The 18,654-nt window shown below is 60.7% G+C and carries 19 protein-coding genes and 1 pseudogene; 5 read left to right on the forward strand and 15 right to left on the reverse strand.

Annotated elements, in window-relative coordinates; all coding sequences use genetic code 11:
- The first annotated feature begins 12 nt into the window (after positions 1–12).
- A pseudogene (locus DAD186_RS10780) lies at positions 13–1,309 on the forward strand (IS3 family transposase).
- A gap of 31 nt (positions 1,310–1,340) precedes the next feature.
- Here DAD186_RS10780 and DAD186_RS10785 read toward each other — a convergent pair.
- The 4 genes from DAD186_RS10785 to DAD186_RS00920 all read right to left on the reverse strand — a co-directional run bounded on the left by DAD186_RS10785 (position 1,341) and on the right by DAD186_RS00920 (position 3,682).
- On the reverse strand, positions 1,341–1,505 hold the full coding sequence (locus DAD186_RS10785; protein WP_157457056.1) for a hypothetical protein: 165 nt from the start codon (positions 1,503–1,505) through the stop codon (positions 1,341–1,343).
- On the reverse strand, positions 1,492–2,208 hold the full coding sequence (locus DAD186_RS00910) for a hypothetical protein (RefSeq protein ID WP_065247117.1): 717 nt from the start codon (positions 2,206–2,208) through the stop codon (positions 1,492–1,494). Before DAD186_RS00910 ends, DAD186_RS10785 begins: the two co-directional genes overlap by 14 nt.
- Entirely contained in the window at positions 2,208–2,960 is a 753-nt protein-coding gene (locus DAD186_RS00915; RefSeq protein WP_157457057.1) for a flagellar basal body-associated FliL family protein, read from the reverse strand. Before DAD186_RS00915 ends, DAD186_RS00910 begins: the two co-directional genes overlap by 1 nt.
- A 161-nt stretch (positions 2,961–3,121) precedes the next feature.
- Positions 3,122–3,682: a hypothetical protein gene (locus tag DAD186_RS00920; RefSeq protein WP_157457058.1), complete on the reverse strand. Its 561-nt coding sequence runs from the start codon at positions 3,680–3,682 to the stop codon at positions 3,122–3,124.
- Positions 3,683–3,877: 195 nt separating this feature from the next.
- Between DAD186_RS00920 and DAD186_RS00925 the strand changes: the two genes are divergently transcribed.
- Complete coding sequence (locus DAD186_RS00925; protein ID WP_065247120.1) at positions 3,878–4,666, forward strand: DUF981 family protein; 789 nt, start codon at positions 3,878–3,880, stop codon at positions 4,664–4,666.
- 66 nt (positions 4,667–4,732) lie between these two features.
- Here the strand turns inward: DAD186_RS00925 and DAD186_RS00930 are convergent, their stop codons facing one another.
- The 4 genes from DAD186_RS00930 to DAD186_RS00945 all read right to left on the reverse strand — a co-directional run bounded on the left by DAD186_RS00930 (position 4,733) and on the right by DAD186_RS00945 (position 9,489).
- Entirely contained in the window at positions 4,733–6,220 is a 1,488-nt protein-coding gene (locus DAD186_RS00930; protein ID WP_065247121.1) for a DUF1846 domain-containing protein, read from the reverse strand.
- Positions 6,221–6,387: 167 nt separating this feature from the next.
- On the reverse strand, positions 6,388–7,218 hold the full coding sequence (locus tag DAD186_RS00935) for a carbohydrate ABC transporter permease (RefSeq protein ID WP_065247122.1): 831 nt from the start codon (positions 7,216–7,218) through the stop codon (positions 6,388–6,390).
- On the reverse strand, positions 7,215–8,105 hold the full coding sequence (locus DAD186_RS00940; RefSeq protein ID WP_065247123.1) for a carbohydrate ABC transporter permease: 891 nt from the start codon (positions 8,103–8,105) through the stop codon (positions 7,215–7,217). Before DAD186_RS00940 ends, DAD186_RS00935 begins: the two co-directional genes overlap by 4 nt.
- Positions 8,106–8,196: 91 nt before the next feature.
- The gene (locus DAD186_RS00945) at positions 8,197–9,489 is read right to left on the reverse strand and encodes an ABC transporter substrate-binding protein (RefSeq protein ID WP_065247124.1); all 1,293 of its coding nucleotides are present in this window, start codon (positions 9,487–9,489) and stop codon (positions 8,197–8,199) included.
- Positions 9,490–9,708: 219 nt separating this feature from the next.
- Between DAD186_RS00945 and ptsP the strand changes: the two genes are divergently transcribed.
- Positions 9,709–11,427, forward strand: a complete 1,719-nt coding sequence (ptsP, locus tag DAD186_RS00950; RefSeq protein ID WP_082991010.1) for a phosphoenolpyruvate--protein phosphotransferase — start codon at positions 9,709–9,711, stop codon at positions 11,425–11,427.
- A 79-nt stretch (positions 11,428–11,506) separates the two neighbouring features.
- Here ptsP and DAD186_RS00955 read toward each other — a convergent pair whose 3' ends face one another.
- From DAD186_RS00955 to DAD186_RS00965, 3 genes are all read right to left on the reverse strand, one after another.
- Entirely contained in the window at positions 11,507–11,779 is a 273-nt protein-coding gene (locus DAD186_RS00955; protein WP_065247125.1) for an HPr family phosphocarrier protein, read from the reverse strand.
- A 122-nt stretch (positions 11,780–11,901) separates the two neighbouring features.
- Positions 11,902–12,462: a PTS mannitol transporter subunit IIA gene (locus DAD186_RS00960; protein ID WP_082991011.1), complete on the reverse strand. Its 561-nt coding sequence runs from the start codon at positions 12,460–12,462 to the stop codon at positions 11,902–11,904.
- 35 nt (positions 12,463–12,497) lie between these two features.
- Positions 12,498–12,983 (reverse strand): GtrA family protein, encoded by a 486-nt coding sequence (locus tag DAD186_RS00965; RefSeq protein WP_065247126.1) that lies wholly within the window; start codon positions 12,981–12,983, stop codon positions 12,498–12,500.
- A gap of 53 nt (positions 12,984–13,036) precedes the next feature.
- Here DAD186_RS00965 and fdhD point away from each other — a divergent pair, with 53 nt between their 5' ends.
- Positions 13,037–13,909 carry a formate dehydrogenase accessory sulfurtransferase FdhD gene (gene fdhD / locus DAD186_RS00970; protein WP_065247127.1) on the forward strand — a complete coding sequence of 291 codons (873 nt, stop codon included), beginning with the start codon at positions 13,037–13,039 and terminating at the stop codon, positions 13,907–13,909.
- Positions 13,910–13,979: 70 nt separating this feature from the next.
- Complete coding sequence (locus DAD186_RS00975; protein ID WP_065247128.1) at positions 13,980–14,360, forward strand: hypothetical protein; 381 nt, start codon at positions 13,980–13,982, stop codon at positions 14,358–14,360.
- Positions 14,361–14,454: 94 nt separating this feature from the next.
- On the opposite strand, the gene DAD186_RS00980 is transcribed toward DAD186_RS00975, so the two are convergent.
- Genes DAD186_RS00980 through DAD186_RS00995 form a run of 4 tightly spaced genes read right to left on the reverse strand, consistent with a single transcriptional unit; the run spans position 14,455 to position 18,611 of the window.
- The gene (locus DAD186_RS00980; RefSeq protein ID WP_065247129.1) at positions 14,455–15,339 is read right to left on the reverse strand and encodes a carbohydrate ABC transporter permease; all 885 of its coding nucleotides are present in this window, start codon (positions 15,337–15,339) and stop codon (positions 14,455–14,457) included.
- On the reverse strand, positions 15,336–16,280 hold the full coding sequence (locus DAD186_RS00985) for a carbohydrate ABC transporter permease (RefSeq protein ID WP_065247130.1): 945 nt from the start codon (positions 16,278–16,280) through the stop codon (positions 15,336–15,338). Before DAD186_RS00985 ends, DAD186_RS00980 begins: the two co-directional genes overlap by 4 nt.
- Entirely contained in the window at positions 16,277–17,665 is a 1,389-nt protein-coding gene (locus DAD186_RS00990; protein WP_065247131.1) for an extracellular solute-binding protein, read from the reverse strand. The genes DAD186_RS00985 and DAD186_RS00990 overlap by 4 nt, the downstream gene beginning before the upstream one ends.
- A gap of 13 nt (positions 17,666–17,678) precedes the next feature.
- A complete protein-coding gene (locus tag DAD186_RS00995) occupies positions 17,679–18,611 on the reverse strand; it encodes an endo-beta-N-acetylglucosaminidase H (protein WP_065247132.1) in 933 nt (310 codons plus the stop codon).
- Positions 18,612–18,654: the final 43 nt, after the last annotated feature.

The following is an 18,654-nucleotide window of genomic DNA, read 5'->3' on the forward strand; positions in this document are numbered from 1 at the left end:
GCGAGCAGCTGGTTGAACTGTTTGAGCAAGGCATGGGCTCTCAAGCCGCTGCGAATGCTCTTGGTGTCTCCAAATACGCCGTCCGTAAGTTCTATCGTCGGTTTAAGCTGCATGGCAGGCTATGTCTTGTGGAGAAACCGACTAAGCAGCAGTATTCGTTCGACATCAAGAAGGAAGTTGCCGAGCGCCACCTTGCTGGTGAGACAGCGATGGATCTTGCGCGCGAATTTGGACTGTCATCAGAGCAGTTAGTCAGAGCGTGGTCGTGGAAATGGCGCAAAGGTGGCGATGAGGCACTAATGCCGAAGCCGAAGGGCAGGCCCAAAGGCTCGGTCGCGCCGAAGCCGCTCTCGGAGGAAGAGAAGCTGCGTCGCCAGATCGCACGGTTGGAAGCGGAAAACGCCTATCTAAAAAAATTGCGGGACTTGAGGAATCAGGGACGCGCCTGAAAGTCCAGGCGATTGTCATCCTCAAGTCACAGCATCCTCTGCAATACCTTTTGGATGCGGCAGATATGCCGAGATCGACGTTCTTCTACCACCAGAAACGCCTCAGCGAGCCGGATAAGCACGCTGCGCTCAAAGACGCGATCCGGGAAAGCTTCGAGCGTAACAAGTATCGCTACGGCTACCGGCGAGTGCTACTTGACCTGCGCAACCAGGGGTGGGTGGTCAACCACAAGCTCGTCTACAAACTCATGTGCGAGATGGGGCTTCGAGCGAAAGTCCGCCAGCGCAGGCCATATGTGTCCTACAGCGGGACGAGCAGCCACATTGCCGACAACACGCTTGACCGCAAGTTCACCCCAGATAAGCCCAATACCGTCTTTGCCAGCGACGTCACCGAGTTCAGGGTCGCAGGCCGCAAGGTCTACCTGTCACCGGTGATGGATCTGTTCGACCGTTCAATCGTTGCCCACACCGTGGCTACATCGCCGTCGACAGCGTTCACCGCCGATTCGTTAGCTAAGACGATTAACACGTGTGCGCCTGAACCTGGGTGGATGATCCACACCGATCAAGGTTTCCAGTACCAGCATTCGACCTGGCGCAACCTCATTCATGACAACGGTGGTGTTCAGTCGATGTCGCGTAAAGCCAACTGTTACGACAACGCGGTCATGGAGAATTTCTTCGGGCACTTGAAAACCGAGATGTACCACGGAGAAGTCTTCGACACCGTCGCAAAGTTCAACCAGGCGATCGACGAGTACATCCAGTGGTACAACACCGAACGCATCCAACAACGACTCAAGGGCCTGACCCCGATGCAATATCGAAATCAGACCCTTGAAGCCCTAACCGCCTAGAATTAAACCAGTCCAACTTTCGGGGGCCAGTTCAGAGACCGATCCACAGGCCCGTTTTGTTTTTCTTCTCGGGAGGCATCCCGTTCGCATACCCCATCGAGGACGCGTCATTGGGTATTTGATACTGGGGTGGCTGCTGGTATTGAGGTGCCTGGCCCGTGGGATCGGGCGCTTGCTGCCAATCATTGTTGCTCATTGAGTGCTCCTATAAATTGATCGCCCCATGCGGCGAGAGTTTTGAGGTCACTGGTTATGCTCGCGATTGCGACATAGCCGTGAGTGTCGTCTTGTGTCACGCATCCGGAGAGCGATCCGTTTTCTTCGGTAACGCATGTCCACCTGCCGATCTTCTGGGCGCCGGGGAGGTCCTTCGTCACGCTCGCGGCGGTGCGGTCGGCGTTCTTACCAGCCCCAACTTCGACCTGGGTACCGTCGGATTTCTCGTAAAGCGCGTGAATGTCAAAGTTTTGCGGCGGCTGGTGCGGTTCGTCCGACTGGACGAGGACAAAGTCTGCGAACTGTTGGGGCTCCCCACCTCGCGCTTCGACGGGCGTGGGTTCGCCGTCGGGGCCGGGTTCTGGTTGCGGTGCGGGCGCAGGTGTGGGGTCCGTTTCGTTGCCGCCGTCGTTCGGGCCGGGCGCTGGTGTCGAACTTTCGCCACCGCTGGTCTCGCTGGGATTCGGGGCGGGAGCCTCAGCGGAGGTCGTTGCCGTCTCGCTCTCCTGTGACTTCTTTGAGTCGTCGCCACCCATGAGGGTGAGGGCGAGGGCTATGCCGCCCACAATGAGGGCCAGCAGCACGAGGCAGCCGCAGCCGAGGCCGATCCACAGGCCGGTTTTGCTCTTTTGGGTCGGTGGCATGCTTTGCGGAAGGCCGCTGTAAGGTGAGGGTTGCGCCATCAGCTCGCGCCTCCCGCGGAGATGAACTGCTCGCCAAAGTTCGCGAGAGTTTGTGCGTCTGCATCACCGATGACCTTGATGACGTTCGTGCCATTGGTGGATTTCACGCAGATGCTCTCGTTGCCCGACGCACCCCCATAGAAGGGGCCGCACGTCCAGCCGCTGATCTCCTGGGCGCTTCCGCTCAGGGTCAGCATATCTATCTCGTCTTCGATCGGTGCGAGGGGGTTCTCAGCACCGGAGACGATGATTTGGCCGGTCGAGGAAGTATAGGTGGCGCCGTAGTCGGCGCCGACGACGTTGTCTGTTGCGACTTCACCCAGGGTGTATTCTCCAACCTGCTGAGGCAGATTGGAGTTGCCGCCATCAGGGGCCGGCGCAGGGTTGTCGCCGCCACCGTTCGGGGCAGGAGCGGGATTGGGTGCTGGGTTGTCGCCGCCGCCGTTGGGAGCGGGGTCGGGAGCTGGGTTGTCGCCGCCGCCGTTGTTCTGGCCGGGTGCCGGGGCCGCGGCCGATGTGGTTGTGCCGCCGTCGCCCGAATCCTTCGGGTCGTCCCCGCCCATGAGCATCACTGCGAGCGCGATGACGCCGATCAGGAGCGCCAGGAGTACGAGGCAGCCGCAGCCGAGGCCGACGTACAGGCCAGTTTTGCTCTTTTTCTCCGGAGGCATCGCACCCGGGTACCCCATAGGCGGTTGCCCTTGCGGCGCTCCTTGACCGGCTGGAGCCTGGTTCCACTGATTGCTCGACATATGCGTAATCCTCATCGGATGGGGCGGTCTGCGCACGCGCACAAGGGATAGCGCAGCACACTGTAATGCAGGCCGTGCGTCAGTATTACACATCACACCGAAGGAATACTAGGGTTGCCCTAAATCTCTGCCGCGGTGTCGATGGGCGAGGTCCCCCTCGGCTATTTGAGTTGCTCCATGAACTCATCGCCCCAGGCTGCAATGGTGCTGAGGTCGGCGTCTGAATCAAGCGGAACGAGGAGAACTCTTCCGCGTTCGTCGTCGGCCATGCACACGTTCATCTCGTATTGCGTTCCGCACGACCAACGCCCAATGGTCTGTGGGTTCGTGAGGTCGGCGACGTCCTCTTCGAATGTGCGACCCGGATCGTTCTCGATTCCAATCTCGTATCCGTCGCCGCTCTCATCTTCGTAGCGAGCGCGCACGACGTAGTCGAACTTTGGATCTTCGCCGCGGGCCTCGGACATGACGAGGCGTGTATTGCCCACCGTCTCGGGCTCACCCGATTTGGGGGTGACAGCCTCGGAGTGTGAAGTGCCCGAGGAGCCCGACGTTTGCTCGCCCGTATTGTTCAGCAGCACATAGGCGAGGATCCCGGCGCCCGCGAGTGCCGCGAGCACAGCGAACATGCCACCGCAGCCAAGTAGCACCCAAAGAAGAGTGTTGTTCTTGCGTGCCGGGGATGCAGAGGGGGGATTGAGGTGACCCATTGGTGGTTGCATGGCACAAGGCTAAAGGGAAACGGTGTTGCTCTCGCAGTGACGCGCACGAGTCTTTCGAAATCGCCGATATTTGATGACGCTTCGAGGCGATTGCTGAGCTTTTGACCCGCTTGGCACCCTCCAAACCTAGTCCTCTAGGATAAAACCTGCAGGCAGATGCTAGTTTGAGCAAAATCCACCTTTCAAGGAGGACCAATGGGAACATTTTTCACCGGTGAGAGCACGCCGGGGCTCATCGACTGGTCGTCGATGCCTACTTACAACACGATCATGGCGGTCGCCGCTGGTGCGACCCTATTCGCACTCGTACTTTTCGTACGGGGACTCGCGAAGCGCAGTGCACTCTCGCGCACTGAGGCATTCGCGGAAGGAACCGAGGAACGCCGCGAGCTCGCTGCTTTTCTCGACGGTTATGCCGTTGCCTTTGGGGTATTCGGTCTCATTCTTTTTGCGACCGGCCTCCACATGATCCTGACGTGGCCGCTCGCAGAGGGCGGCTTCCCGTTCGACAACATCGTCTTTGGTGAAACATGCGTGCCGCTCGGTGCCCTCGCTCTCGGACTCTCAATCTATTTGTGGCGCCGCCGCGATAGCGTGCTCGAGGCTCCGAACCCGCTCGTGCATCTTGCGCGCGTCGCGAGTCCTGTCGGGTTCTTTACGATCCTCCTGGGCCTTGCACTGATCGGCATCGCGCTTGCGGGTCTCGTTTATCAGCTGTTCGCAGCGCCCCCGCAAGAACCGATTTCGGGTGCGTTTTCGAACATGCCCATGCTCGAAAACGGTGCACTCGCGATTCTTTTCTGTCTTGTCGCCTTCGGTGCGATCTGCTTCCCCTTCATCACTAAGCAGATTCGTGACACAGGAACTCTCACGCCCCTCGCAACGGCCGCTGGTTGGTGTCTTGCGATTGCTGGCATCGCGTGGGGCCTTTTTGGCGCGATGAACTTCTACACCCACATTGGGCTCATCGTGAACACCATGTGAGCACCAGTCCTCGATAGTGAAGGCGGGCCGACTCGTTGAGGGTCGGCCCGCCTATCCTTCTACTCGCTATTTGTGGAAAAGGCTCTTTTTGCCGAAGACCGGCTCGCTCGTGACGAGCACGCCAAGCGCGCGGAACACCGATTCATCCACCGAGCCGAGGATCGTCGTGGTGTGCACGTCGCAGCCGCGCAGATTTTTAATCTGTGCGAGTGCCGCGGCGGCATTTTCGTCGCTGCCTGCCGAGACCGAAAGGGCGATGAGCACCTCGTCGGTGTGCAGGCGCGGGTTGCGTGACCCAAGGTGATCGACCTTGAGGGTCTGGATTGGCTTGATCGATTCGGGGGACAGCAACAGCGCATCCTCGGGAATTCCCGCGAGATGCTTGAGCGCGTTGAGGAGCATGGCAGCGGAAGCACCGAGCAGATTTGAGGTCTTTCCTGTAATCAGGGTGCCGTCGGAAAGTTCAAGACACGAAGCGGGCGCACCGGTTTTTTCGGCAAGCGCGAGCGCGGGTTGCACGGTGGGGCGGATCGTTTCCTCCACGCCGAGTTTGGCCATCACGAGCTTGATGCGCTGCGATTCGTTTGCGGGTAGTTCGAGCTTCTTTTCGGAGACCCGAGCCTTGTAGTAGCGGCGCACGACCTCTTGCGTGGCAGCCTCGCGGCACGCGTCATCGTCGGTGATCGCGTAGCCCGCCATATTGACGCCCATGTCGGTAGGGGAGGAGTAGGGGCATTCGCCAAGGATGCGCTCAAGGAGGATCCTGAGCAGCGGAAAAGCCTCAATATCGCGGTTGTAGTTCACGGCCTTTTCGCCGTAGGTTTCGAGGTGGAACGGGTCAATGAGGTTCACGTCGTCGAGATCCGCCGTTGCCGCCTCATAGGCGAGGTTCACGGGGTGCTCGAGCGGAAGATTCCAAATCGGGAACGTCTCAAACTTTGCGTAGCTTGAATCGATCCCGCGCTTGTGATCGTGGTAGATCTGCGACAGGCACGTCGCGAGCTTGCCTGACCCCGGCCCCGGCGCCGTCACGATAATGAGGTCGCGCTCGGTTTTCGCCCACTCGTTTTGACCAAGCCCCTCCTCGGACACGACGAGGGTCGGGTCCGGGTAGCCTTTGATCGTGCGGTGGCGCACGACCGTCAGACCGAGCCGCTCCATGCGAGTTTTAAACTGCGACGCCGCCTCGTTACGATCGTCCATTTGCGTGAGCACGATCGTGTTGACGAGGAAACCGCGCTCGCGGAACACATCCACGAGGCGCAGAACGTCCTCCTCATACGTGATGCCGAGGTCGGCTCGCATCTTGTCGTGTTCAATATCGTGGGCGTTGATGGCGATAAGGATCTCGAGCTCATCCTTCAGCTCGTAGAGCATCGCGATCTTGTTATCGGGTGTGAACCCGGGAAGAACCCTCGAAGCGTGCAGGTCGTCGAAAAGCTTGCCGCCCATCTCGAGATACAGCTTCCCGCCGATCTGAGCGCGCCTTTCGGCGATGTGCTTCGACTGCAGCTCGATGTACTTCTTCGGATCAAAACCTTGCGTGCGTGCCACGCGAGCCTCCTGCGATGAGATGAGAAAAATGAGGGGGCCGGTGGCATACGACCTGCATGTGCAGCCCTCGGCATTCTAGGGTAAAAATTCGGCGATTTCCGGGACCGTTGAGAGCCGACGGCCCCGCGCGCACCCGCGAGGCCTACTTTCTCGTGGAGGTTCCGCTCTCAGCCCTTCACGGAACCGCTCATCATGCCCGAAATGAAGTACTTCGATAGCAGGATGTACACGACGAGGGTGGGAGCCGAGGCGAGAAGTGCGCCAGCCATCGACACCCCGTAATTGGTCAGCAACGCGCCGTTGGCGAGGTTGTTGAGGGCGAGGGTTACCGGGCCGTTCATCGGCGTCGCGAAGAACACCGCGAAAAGGAAGTCGTTCCACGCATTCGTGAATTGCCAGATCATGACCACCACGAAACCGGGAATCGAGATGGGCAGCGCGACGGACCAGAACGTGCGGAGCATCCCCGCGCCATCAACCTTGGCGGCTTCGATGAGCGATTCGGGAACCGTCTCGAAGTAGTTGCGGAAGATAAGCGTGCAGATCGGGATACCGAACACGACGTGCACGAGAATAAGCGAGGGAACGCCCGAGTCGATGGGTAGAGCAAGCACGAGCGAGAGCAGGGGGATCATCACGGCCTGGTAGGGCAAGAACATGCCAAACAGGAGGAAGGTGAAGACCAGATCCGCCCCGGGGAAACGCCAGCGAGATAGCACGAAGCCGTTCATGCATCCGAGAGCCGAGGAGATGATCGTCGAGGGGATGACCATCGCAAACGAACGCCCCATCGCAGGCGAAAGCGTTTCCCAGGCTTCCGCCCAGTTCTCAAGCGTCCACTCGCTCGGCAGCGCCCATGCGCGGGCGGCTGAGGCATCGCCGCTCGTTTTGAAGCTCGTGACGATGAGGACGTAGACGGGAATCAGGACAAGGACGACGCCGATGAGGAGAAGGGCAAGGCGGACGTACCGCCACGGGGAAACCGAGGAGGTGTTCACGACTGACGCTCCCTGTGTTGCTGGATGAGATAAGGAACGATGAGGACGCCCACGATGATGAGAAGAATCGTGCCGACGGCAGCCGCGTTCGCGTAGTCGAAGCTCGACTTAAACACGAACATGTCCACGGCGGGGATCTTGGTTTGGTAGTTCGAGGGTTTCGAGATCGACATGATGAGGTCGAAGCTCTTGAGGCTCATGTGCGCGATAATTACGAGAGCACTCATGATGATGGGGGTAAGCTGCGGGAAAATCACGTGGCGGTAGATCTGCCACTCGCTCGCGCCATCCATGCGTCCCGCTTCGCGAAGCTCATCGGGAACGCCGCGGAAGCCAGCGAGAAAGAGCGCCATGACATAGCCGCTCAGCTGCCAAATCGCCGGAAGGGCGATCGCGGCGATGCCCCACGTAATGTTGTTCCACCAAGGGTTTTGGAGAAAGCCGAGCCCCACCATCTGAAAGAGGCGGTTAAGACCGCTAGCACTCTCGCCCTGGTTGGAGTTGAGGAGCCAGCGCCACACCACGCCCGAGGCCACGAAGGACACGGCCATGGGGAAAAGGTAGATGGTTTGGAACACTCGACCACCTTTGATGGGGCGGTCGAGAAGCCACGCCCACACGAATCCGGTGATCATCGCGCCGCCCAAGAACACCGCCGTGAAAATCACGAGGTTCATGAGTGAGTGGCGAAAATCGGGGCTCGAGAGAAGAGCGATGTAGTTATCGAGGCCCACGAACTTACTGGGTTGCACGCCGTTTGTTTGCGCTGCCGTGTGGTTGTCCGTGAGAGAGGTCCATACGTTCTGCGCCATAAGCACGTAGACGAAGATCCCCACGAGAATGAGCGAAGGCGAGATGAGCAGCAGTGGCGCCGCATACTTTTTCATGCCTGGTCCTAGGGTGAAGGTGGCATCGGTGGGGGCCGGGCGAGCGTCGGACATGAGATCCCCGGCCCCGAAACCGATGTGAAAGCGGAGCTTACTTCTTCATATTCGATTCGGCAGCGGACACGAGCTCGGCCTGGAACGCCTTGGCGTCGGTCGCGCCGGAGGTGAACTTGCTCGTTGCGTCGGAAATGGCGTTGAGCCACGCGACCGAAGTTGCCGCACCGTGGGCGATCGAGGCGCAGATCTTGTCGTGTGCGAAGGACTCGAGCGCAGACTGCTGATACGCCGGGAACTTCGAGACATCAGCGTCGGTGCGCGCGGGGATCGAGCCCTTGGCGAGGTTGAAGGCTTCCTGGCCCTCAACGGACGAGATGGTCTTGAGCCACGCCTTTGCATTGTCGGGGTGCGGTGCGCCCACGGGCAGGGTGAAGGAGTCCGCGAGGAAGCCGAAGATCTTGTCGCCAGAGGCGGCCGAGGGCACCTCGAAGTAGACATAGTCCTTCATGTCTTCCTTGCCGGCTTCCTGGAATGCCGCAACGGCCCAGTCGCCCATGACGTTGTAGGCGGCCTTCTCGTCGATCACAAGGGCGGTCGCTTCGGGCCAATCGAGTGAATCTCGATCGGAGTTGGTGTAGCCCACGAGCTTCTCGAACGCCGCGATCGCAGTGGCGACCTCCGCACCTGCCCAGTCAGTCGAGCCGTCGAACAGACCGTTATAGGCGTCCGTGCCGAGGTGGGACATGAGCACTGCTTCAAGCAGGTTGACCTGCGTCCACGGTGCCGCGAGAGAAAGCGCGGTGACACCCGCAGCCTTTGCCTTTTCGAGGTCAGCGAGCCAGGCATCGAACGTCTCGGGAACAGCCTTCGGGTCGATACCGGCCTTTTCGAGCACGGCTGTCGAGGCCCACACGACATTCGAACGGTGAATGTTGGACGGCACCGAGTAGATCTTGCCATCCACCGTCAGGAGCTCGACCAAGCTGTCAGGGAAGGCCTTGCGAAGGTCGAATTCGTCGTAGAGTCCAGAGACGTCCTCGATCTGGCCAGCATTGATGTAATCGGTCAGCTCGCCACCGGCGTGCGCCTGGAAAGTGTCGGGCGGATTCTTGGTCTGCAGGCGCGACTGGAGCATGTCTTTTGCGGCGCTGCCCGCGCCACCCGCGACGGAGCCATTGACGAACTTAATCTTGGGGTTTTGTTCGTTGAATACCTTGACGAGAGCATCGAGGCCAGCCTTCTCCGAGCCCTGGGCCCACCACGTGAACACCTCGACGGAGTCGTCCCCGCCAGCGGAACCGCCACCGGAGGAGTTGGAACATGCCGCGAGCGCGCCAAGCGCAATACCAGCGGACGTGAGAGTGAGGAAAGTCCTCCGTGCGATCATTGCTGTTCTCCTTTAAACAACAGGGGCGTCATTGCCGAGTGCCGCGAGGCGGCGGCCTCATTGTAGTCACACTGTGGCCTATGATCCAATCCTCACGGTTGGAATGTTGTAAGTGCCGGTCCCGCGCGGGCGCGGCGCATCGGCGTGTTTACGATGAGGTGGCATCGTCAGTAGAGAACAGAGACCGCGTCCGCCTAGGGCGCAAGAGGGAGAGAGAGCGTGACGACATACCGAGGTGTTGCCGTAAGTGCCGGCCGCGTCATCGACCCGGTCAAGGTCATGGCTCCTCCCGTGTCTGAGCCGGAACGCGGTGCGGCTATTGCCGAAGGCGAGCCCCGTGAGTTGGAGGCTTCCCGCATTACCGAAGCAGCTGCCGCGGTGAAGGCTGATCTCGAGGCCCGTGCCGCACGCGCAAGCGGCGACGGCAAGGCCGTTCTCGAAGCAACGGCACAAATGGCGGCAGACCCAACTTTGACCACGAGCGCCGAGCAGCTCGTACGCGGCCAGGGCCTCAGTGCCGAGCGAGCCGTGTGGGAGGCCGGTGACCAGGTCTCGGCGATGCTCGAAAGCCTGGGCGGCTACATGGCCGAGCGCGCGAGTGACGTCAAGGACGTGCGCGCACGCATCGTTGCGCAGCTTCGCGGCGTTGAAGCCCCCGGCATTCCCGTTTCCAAGGAGCGCTTTGTTCTCGTGGCGCACGACCTCGCCCCCGCCGACACTGCGATGCTCGACCCGAACATCGTGTCCGCCCTCGTTACAGTCGACGGTGGCCCGCAGTCCCACACGGCAATCCTCGCGCGCCAGCTCGGCATTCCCGCCGTGGTCGCCGCGAAGGGGGTCGATGAGATCGAGCCGGGAACCGTCGTGTACGTCGATGGCGCCGCCGGAATCGTCACGAGTGAGTTTGGCGAGCGCGAGCGGGAACTTTCCGCAGCTTGGTGCGAGCTCGTGAAAAACCCGCTCACGTACTCCGGTGGGGGAGCGGAGCTTTCCGACGGTACTCGCGTTCCACTGCTTGCCAACGTGGGAGGTGAGAAGGACGCCGCCTTCGCCGCCGAAGCCAACGCCGATGGCGTGGGGCTTTTCCGTACCGAATTTTGCTTCCTCGACCGTGATGAGGAGCCGAGCATTGACGAGCAGGCTGAGGCGTATGCGGGGGTGCTTCGTGAGTTCCCCGGCAAAAAAGTCGTGATCCGCACGCTCGACGCGGGAGCCGATAAGCCCCTGCCGTTTCTCACGGACGCCGAAGAGCCGAACCCTGCACTCGGTGTGCGCGCCTACCGCACGTCGTGGGAGAAGCGCTCCGTGCTTGAGAATCAGTTGAAGGCGATCGCTCAGGCGAGCGCCATGACCGATGCTGAGCCGTGGGTGATGGCCCCGATGATCTCGACGCTCGAGGACACCGAAGACTTCGTGTCGATGGCACGCTCCGCTGGGGTGGAGTGCGCCGGCATCATGGTCGAAACTCCGAGTGCGGCACTCACAAGTGATCACCTCATGACCGTCGCCGACTTCGCCTCGATCGGCACGAACGATCTCACGCAATACACGATGGCCGCCGATCGCATGCTCGGCTCGCTCGCGAAACTCAATGACCCGTGGCAGCCCGCCGTGCTTGCGCTCGTGGGCGCAACGGCGAGCGGTGCGCGCCTTGCCGGTGGTGACCCCGAAGCGTTTGGCGACGGTGCGAACAAACCCGTAGGCGTATGTGGCGAAGCTGCGGGTGATCCCGCGCTCGCGGTTGTTCTCGTGGGGCTCGGCGTGAACTCGCTATCGATGACGCCGCGCTCCCTGCCCGCGGTGGCAAAGGTTCTTTCGACCGTGTCGCTCGATCAGGCGCGCGAGCTCGCTCGCCTCGCCGTGAGCGCACCGACTGCGGCCGAAGGCAAGCAAACCGTGCGCGCGAAACTTCCCATCATTGACGAGCTTGGGCTGTAGACGCCCTCATGAACGAAAGAGAAAGGGCACGCCGTGTGACGTGCCCATTCTCTTTGCAGTGGAAGTATGCGGTGCCTTATTAGGCCTGCGCGTCGAGATCCGTCTCGAGGAGTTCCGCAAGAGCGTTGATTGACTCCTCCGCGCCATCGCCCTCGGCGCGCAGCACGACCTCGTCGCCGTGGCCAGCTCCGAGTGTCATGAGCATAAGGATCGAGGAAGCATCGATCGGCGCACCGCCGACCTTCTCGATCGTCACCTTTGCGGGCTGCTCACCCGCGGCCTTCGAAAAAATAGCGGCGGGGCGGGCGTGGAGCCCGGAAGCGGCCGCAATCTTGACGGTGCGTTCTGCCATGATGTGCCTTTCGACGAGCCGGGATGCCGCACGGGCAAACACCAGCGGAAAAAGTTGAGTGAGGCCACCCTACCGAATGACGCTGCGGGCGGCCTTGTCGGGGATATCAAGAGGGGCCACACTCATAGCCCGCGGATCTCCTCGAAGTCAGGATCAAAAACCGCAAGGATCTCCAGGGGAGCCTCCGCCTCGCTTAACGCTCGGCGACGATCCTCCTCGGCGAAGACCTGCGAGATCGCCTGAAGGAGCATGAGATGGTCATCGCCGATGCCCGCAATCGCCACGACATAGGAAACCTTTTCCTCGCCATCGTCGCCCCACGGAATCGGCTCGTCATACTTCACGACGCTCATCGCGGTGCGGTGAATGCTGCGCTTTGCCTCGCTCGTTGCGTGAGGCACCGCGACGCCGTGCCCCATGAACGTCGAAACCTCGACCTCGCGCTCATGCATCGCCTCGACGTACGCGGGATCAATTGCCTCAAGCTCGACGAGAAGGTCGCCCGCCTCCTCGATCGCTTCGCTCTGAGTGCGTGCAAGGCCCGGAACCCGAATGGCATTGGGCGATAAGATCACCGCCTCGCCCGAGGCCGAGGGGGAGCCCTTCCCGAGATCGCGCGTGACATCGCATACCCACCGGGGGGCTTCGTGCTCCGATCCTTCACGTCGTTGTGAAATGTTCATGATCCACGCCTTTCAAAAGAAGCTTCACCACAAGTCTAGGTGGCGTCGGACCCCTTCGCCTCCGGAAAAACGAACCGGCCATACGTGAAGTACCGGAACGTCGTGGACACCACCTGACCGATGAACGTGCCGCTCACGTTATCCGCGAGGGCCGAATCGAGCCCAAGAATGTAGCGAGAAAATCCCAGGCAACCGAGCTGCAGCGCGCTCGCGATCACATTCACGATAATGAACGCGACAATCGATTTCGCCGTGTGCGGCTTACCGCGATCCCCGTACGTCCAAAAGCGATTTCCAAGATAGGTGAGGCAGCTGGCCGCGGCAATCGTCACGATCTTCGCGAGGATCGGCTGGCCATGCATGAGGCCCTCGCCCCAGCCGTGCGTCGGGCTCCAAAACACGAGCACGTTGTACATCGCCGCATCAAAGAAGAACACGAGGCCGCCCACGATGAGAAACTTCGAGCCCCGCAACGCATGGGCGAGGGCAGCAGTTCTCGACGGGGAATCCTTCACGGTCACGAAGCAAGGGTACAGGCCGTGCCGGAGTGAGAGAATGCGGCTAGGGTGGGCTCATGGGACGAGTGACAGCATCGACGCGGCTAACGCGCATACGAATCCGGGACGGCAAGCTCTACCGCTCCGAACGGCCCGATAACGTGGCGGTCGAAGAACCGCTCGACATTCGCCTCAACGGCCAGCAGCTTTCGATGACGATGCGCACCCCCGGCCACGACGTTGAACTCATTCACGGGTTCCTTCATGCCGAGGGGTACATTACGAGCCGCGAGGATGTGCGTGAAGCCCGCTATTGTGACGGGGCCGTTGTCGAGGATGATTCCGGTTTCGAACGCAACACCTATAACGTCATGGACTTCACCACCCGCACCATCACCACAGCCCCGGTGATCACGAAGCCGTTCCTGACCTCGAGCGCGTGCGGCGTGTGCGGGTCCGCTTCGATTGACCAGGTCACGAAACGAGTGCGGCACGAATTCGTTCCGACGTTTGCCATGCAGCCATCGCACCTTCTTCGCGCGCAGCGTGAGCTAGGTGACGGACAAGCGGCGTTCTCCAAGACTGGTGGTGTGCACGCCGCGGCGCTCCTCACCCCCGAAGGGGAGCGTCTGGTGCTGCGCGAAGATGTGGGCCGCCACAACGCCGTCGACAAGGTCATCGGCTGGGCGCTCCTCGAAGATCGCCTTCCACTCAGCGACACCGTGCTCCTTGTGAGCTCTCGCGCCTCTTTCGAAATCGTGCAGAAAGCCGCCATGGCCGGCATCGGTCTCATCGCGTGCGTGAGCGCCCCGTCCTCCCTCGCGATCGACACCGCCGCACGCCTCGGCATCACCCTGTGTGGGTTCGTGCGCGGTGAAGACGACATCGATGGGCGCTTCAATGTGTACTGCGGAATCGAGCGGATTGATCTTTCGGGCAGCGAGAGCTGACAGTCGGGTTCTCTCCAGCACCGAGTGCCACGATGGGCGTGTCCATAGACATCCCCTTGGAGGAGGAACCATGAAGAACAAGCTCATTCTTGCGACTGGCATCGCCATCGGTTTCGTGATCGGCTCGAAGATGGGCCGTGAGCCCTACGAGAAGCTCGAGGCCACCGCTAAGCAGTATGTTGATGATCCGCGCGTGCAGGAGAAGGTTGGCCAGGCGCGCGAGACCGTGTCGAAGGTGGCGAAGGACGCGGCCGAGACGGTGAAGGATAAGGCCCCCGAGGTTGCCGAGCAGGCGAAGACCGCCGCGAAGGGTGCCGCCTCGACCGCGAAAGATAAGGCGAATGAGGTTCGCGCCTCGCACAAGGCCGATACCCCGAAGGTGAAGGCCACAGACACCTCGAGCGACTCGAGTGTGGCCGGCGGCGACGCCGAGGTGCACGAGGCGAAGTAACTCGCCTCGCGGCACCCACCACCGCATATATGAAGAGCGCTCCCGGCCATCGAGGCCGGGAGCGCTCTTCAGGTTAAAGCAACCGTCGGACCACCTAGCCCTTGACGCCGCCCGCCGCAGCGAACCCGGTGCCGAGGCTGCGACCGAGCGCCAAATACAGCACGACGATCGGCGCGGAGTAGAAGATCGAGAACGCCGCGAGCTGGCCGTACGCCACCTGGCCGTACTGGGACGAGAACGTGTACAGGGTGACGGCTGCCGGGAGTTTCTCGGGGCTGAGCAAAAGCATGAACGGCACGAAGAAGTTGCCCCACATGCCCACGAACGTGAAAATCGTGGCGACGGCGAGGCCCGACTTCATGAGTGGAAGAACGACCGAGAGGATCGTGCGCACCACACCCGCGCCTTCCGTCCACGCGCTTTCCTCAATCTCGACGGGCACCGAATCGATGAACCCTTTCGTGAGGAAGATGGCGTAGGGAAGGGACGACGTGGCAAGGAACAGAATCGCGGCGGGCATCGAGTCCACGAGATTGACCTGCACAAACATCGAATACACGGGGATCATAATCGCCGTGATCGGCAGACCAGTGGAGAACAGGATGCCCATGAGAAGTGGGCGGCGGGCGCGGAAGCGGTAACGCGAGAACGCGTACGCGCACAGAACCGCGACTGTCATCGTGATAATCGTGGCAAAGCCGCACAGCACGAGCGAATTGAGAAGCGGGCGGAAAGTCGTTTGCTCGTTCCAGATTGCCTGGTAGTTGCCGAGGCTCCAGTTCTTTGGGGCCTTCACGGCGAGAGTCGCTTCGGTGTCGAAGGACGCGAGCACGACCCACAGAATCGGGATCGCGAAGCTCACGCTGATCAATGCGATGACGATGGATGAGAGAACGGATGCGAGGCGCCCGCGCGCCGTGTGCGGCTTGTCGAGGCGGTCGTTCTGCGCGCGAGTTTTCGTAGGGGCTGCGGTGGTCATCGCTTGTCCTCCTCGGGCAGAAGCTTCAGATAGATGAGTGAGGCGATCGCCCCGATCGCGAGCAGGATGAGGGCGATGGCGGTGCCGTAGCCGAGCTGGCCGTACGAGAACGCCTGCTCATACATGTACAGGGGAAGAGTTTGGCTGCGACCGGAAGGCCCACCACCGGTCATGATGAAGATCAAACCGAAAACGGAAAGGGTCTGCAGCGTAATGAGCATGAGGTTTGTGGCGATCGCGGTGCGCATGAGCGGAATGGTGATGCGCATCAGTCGCGTGAACGCCCCGGCGCCGTCAATCTCCGCTGATTCGTACACGTCCTTGGGAATCGACGTGAGAGCCGCCGAGTAGATGAGCATCGTGAACGCTGTTCCGCGCCAAATATTCGCGAATGACACCGCGAGGATCGGCGCGCTAAAGAGCCAATCCTGCCCGGGAAGCCCGATGCTCGTGAGGAGCGTGTTGAGGGAGCCCTGATCGGCGAAGAAGGTGTACAGGAGGTAGCCCGCGACGACTTCTGGGAGGATCCACGCGAGAATCACGACCGACGTGCCAATAAAGGTCACGATGCGGTTGGCCTTCTCCATGAGGAGTGCGAGAACCATGCCGAGGAGATTTTGGCCGATCACCGCGGATATCAGAGTGAAAATCAGGGTGAGGACGACGGCGTTCCAGAACCGATCGTCGCTGAAGGCCGTGATGAAGTTGTCCAGCGCGACGAACTCCACGGATTTCGCGTTCTCGCCGCGCACGGCTTTATTCGTAAACGCGAGATAGATCGAATAGACGATCGGGCCGAGCATGAAAATCGCGATGAGCACGAACGCGGGAACCATGAGGAGGCCGCGGCGGGCTGTGAGGCGATTGCCGAGCGGGCCTTGCTTACGCTTCGGTGCTGCGTGTGGCGGGGGAGTGGTCACGGTATCGACTGAAGTACTCATGCCTTACGCACCTCGATGTTTTCCTTGCCTACAAGCTCGGTGAGCTTGGAGTCGTACCAGGCTGCGGCCTGCTCGGGCGTTTTATCGCCCACCATCACGGTGTCCATCGCATCTTGGAGGGCGGAGGACACTTCAGGGTAAATCGCGAACGCGGGTCGGTAAAAAGCGGTCTCGAAAATGTCGGTGAAAAATCCGACGGTTGGCGAATAGGTCCGGTACTCCTCATTTTTCGCGACGTCTTTCCTTGTCGTGAGGTTGGCGGCACTTTTGTTGCGGTAGACGAGGCTCTCGAGTGTGCACAGTTCCTTAATGAGCTCGAAGGAAAGCTCGCGATCGCGCGCGTGCGTGGGGATCGTCCAACCCCAGCCGCCAGCGAGGGTCGTGGAGCCCGGGTCTTCCCCGTTTTGCGTGGGCATCTGTGCGAGGCCTACGTCGTCCTGCCAGGTGGGCCACGGCGCGGGGCCGTCTTCAGCCCACTGATTGGAAATCCACGAGCCGTCGATGAGGATCCCGAGCTTGCCTGAGGGGAATACCGTCGATTGGATCGCCTCGGCGATATTTGGGTCGAGGTGCTGGGAGACGGGAAGCGTGAGTTTTTCGTCGAACTGGCGTTTGTAAAACGTGAGCGCATCGATGAAGCCTTGTGACCCCGCGACCCACTTCTTCGTCTCGGGGTTGTAGAGCGTGTCCTTCGTGCCGTAGAGCAGCATCTCGAAGCCTTGCATCGAGGCTTTCTCACCCTGGGTTTTGCCGCAATACATGAACATGCCGGTTGCGTCGATGTTCGCGTCGCGAACCGCCGCGGCCGTCTGTGCGATCTCGTCCCACGTACTCGGCTGCCAGTCGGTGGGAAGCCCCGCTCTCTCGAACACCTTCTTGTTGTAGTAGATGCCGCGCGTATCGGTCTCGGTCGGCACGCAGTGCACGAGTCCCTCGGGGTCGACGGCCGCGGCTTGCGAAGCGGGATAGAGGTTCTCCCAACCTTCCCACCCCTTCACGAGATCGTCGATCGGTTGAATGTATCCGGCGGCAACGTCGGAGAGCAGGATGAAGGTGTCTTCGAAAACGAGATCGGGGCAGCTTCGCGGCGAGGACATGAGTAGTTCGTTCTTCGTGAAGTAGTCGTTCTCTGCCGCGACGATCGGCACGAGCTCGACGCTCACTTCTGGATGCGTTTTCGTGAACTCCGCGATGATCTTCGTGAGCCACTGCTTGAGGGTCGTACCCGAACCAAACTGCTGATAGGCGACCCTGAGCGTAGACGAATCGCGGTCACCCGAGCAGCCTGCGAGCATCGCGAGGGGGAGTGTGGTGGCGATTCCTCCGGTCACCTTCAGGAAGGTTCGCCGTGAGGATCGCTCCGTCACCTTGACTGATGGACGCATCGCGCGGCTCCTTTCATAGGACGAATTCGCCCGTATAGGTGGCTTCGCTTCCATACAGCGCACGCGTGAAGGCGCTGACCTTCGCGGACTGATCGCCGGGTTGAAGCTCGTACGTCACGAAGGCTCCGAAACCGTCGTCGACAGTGCGTCGCGCAGTCTTTTCAATTCCGTCCAGGGAAATTCCACTCGCCTTCGAAAGGTCGATCGCGGCCGCGCCGTAGCGCTCTTTCGGCAGTCCCGGGACGTCGAAAACGTTGTACTGGTTGTAGTACGGGTTCCAGGCGTAATCAACGAGCTGGCCCGCGCTGAGACCTCGATACTCGGCGTGCTCGGAACTCGGGCCGATGAAGTAGAACGAGATCACGCGGTTGGGCAGTCGCTTGCGCAGCGACGACAGCATCGCAAGGAACGAGAAATCATTCGGTTCGCCCGTGTCATTCTTGCCGTATTCGACCCATTCGTCGTCGAGATCGACGCCGTCGAGGCCGTAGCGGCGAACGGTACGCGAGACCTGTTTTGCGAAGTCGTCGGCTGCCTTGCGGTTCGGGAAGTTCGCGAGACCAGCGCCCTCGTGGTTGCCGAGGACGGAAAGGAGGACCTTGATGCCGCGCTGCTGGAGAGGGCGGATCGTGGTGTCAGCATTATCGAGGACTCGTTGAACATTCTCGTTCATGTGGAGATAGGCTTTTTCTCCGTCATAATTAATATTGGCGGCAAAAATCACGACGTAATCGAATGCCGGTGAGCCATCGGAAAGAACGTAGTTGCCAACGTTCAGAATCGAATTACTGTTGACCTCGATATAGGCGACCGAGGCAATCCTCGAACCGCGCCCGGGGCGATGCGGGTGTGCAAGTGCAGGTGACGCCAGCGACAACGCACCTATGGCGGCGGCAAAGGCGGCACTTCCGCGAAGAAGGGTGCGGCGAGAAAAAGGGCGATTCATGTCTCACTCCGTTGTAGACGTGTCTATGCCAGTCGCTCATCTA

It is taken from the genome of Dermabacter vaginalis (genome assembly GCF_001678905.1).
In the GTDB taxonomy this organism is placed as follows: Bacteria; Actinomycetota; Actinomycetes; order Actinomycetales; family Dermabacteraceae; genus Dermabacter; species Dermabacter vaginalis.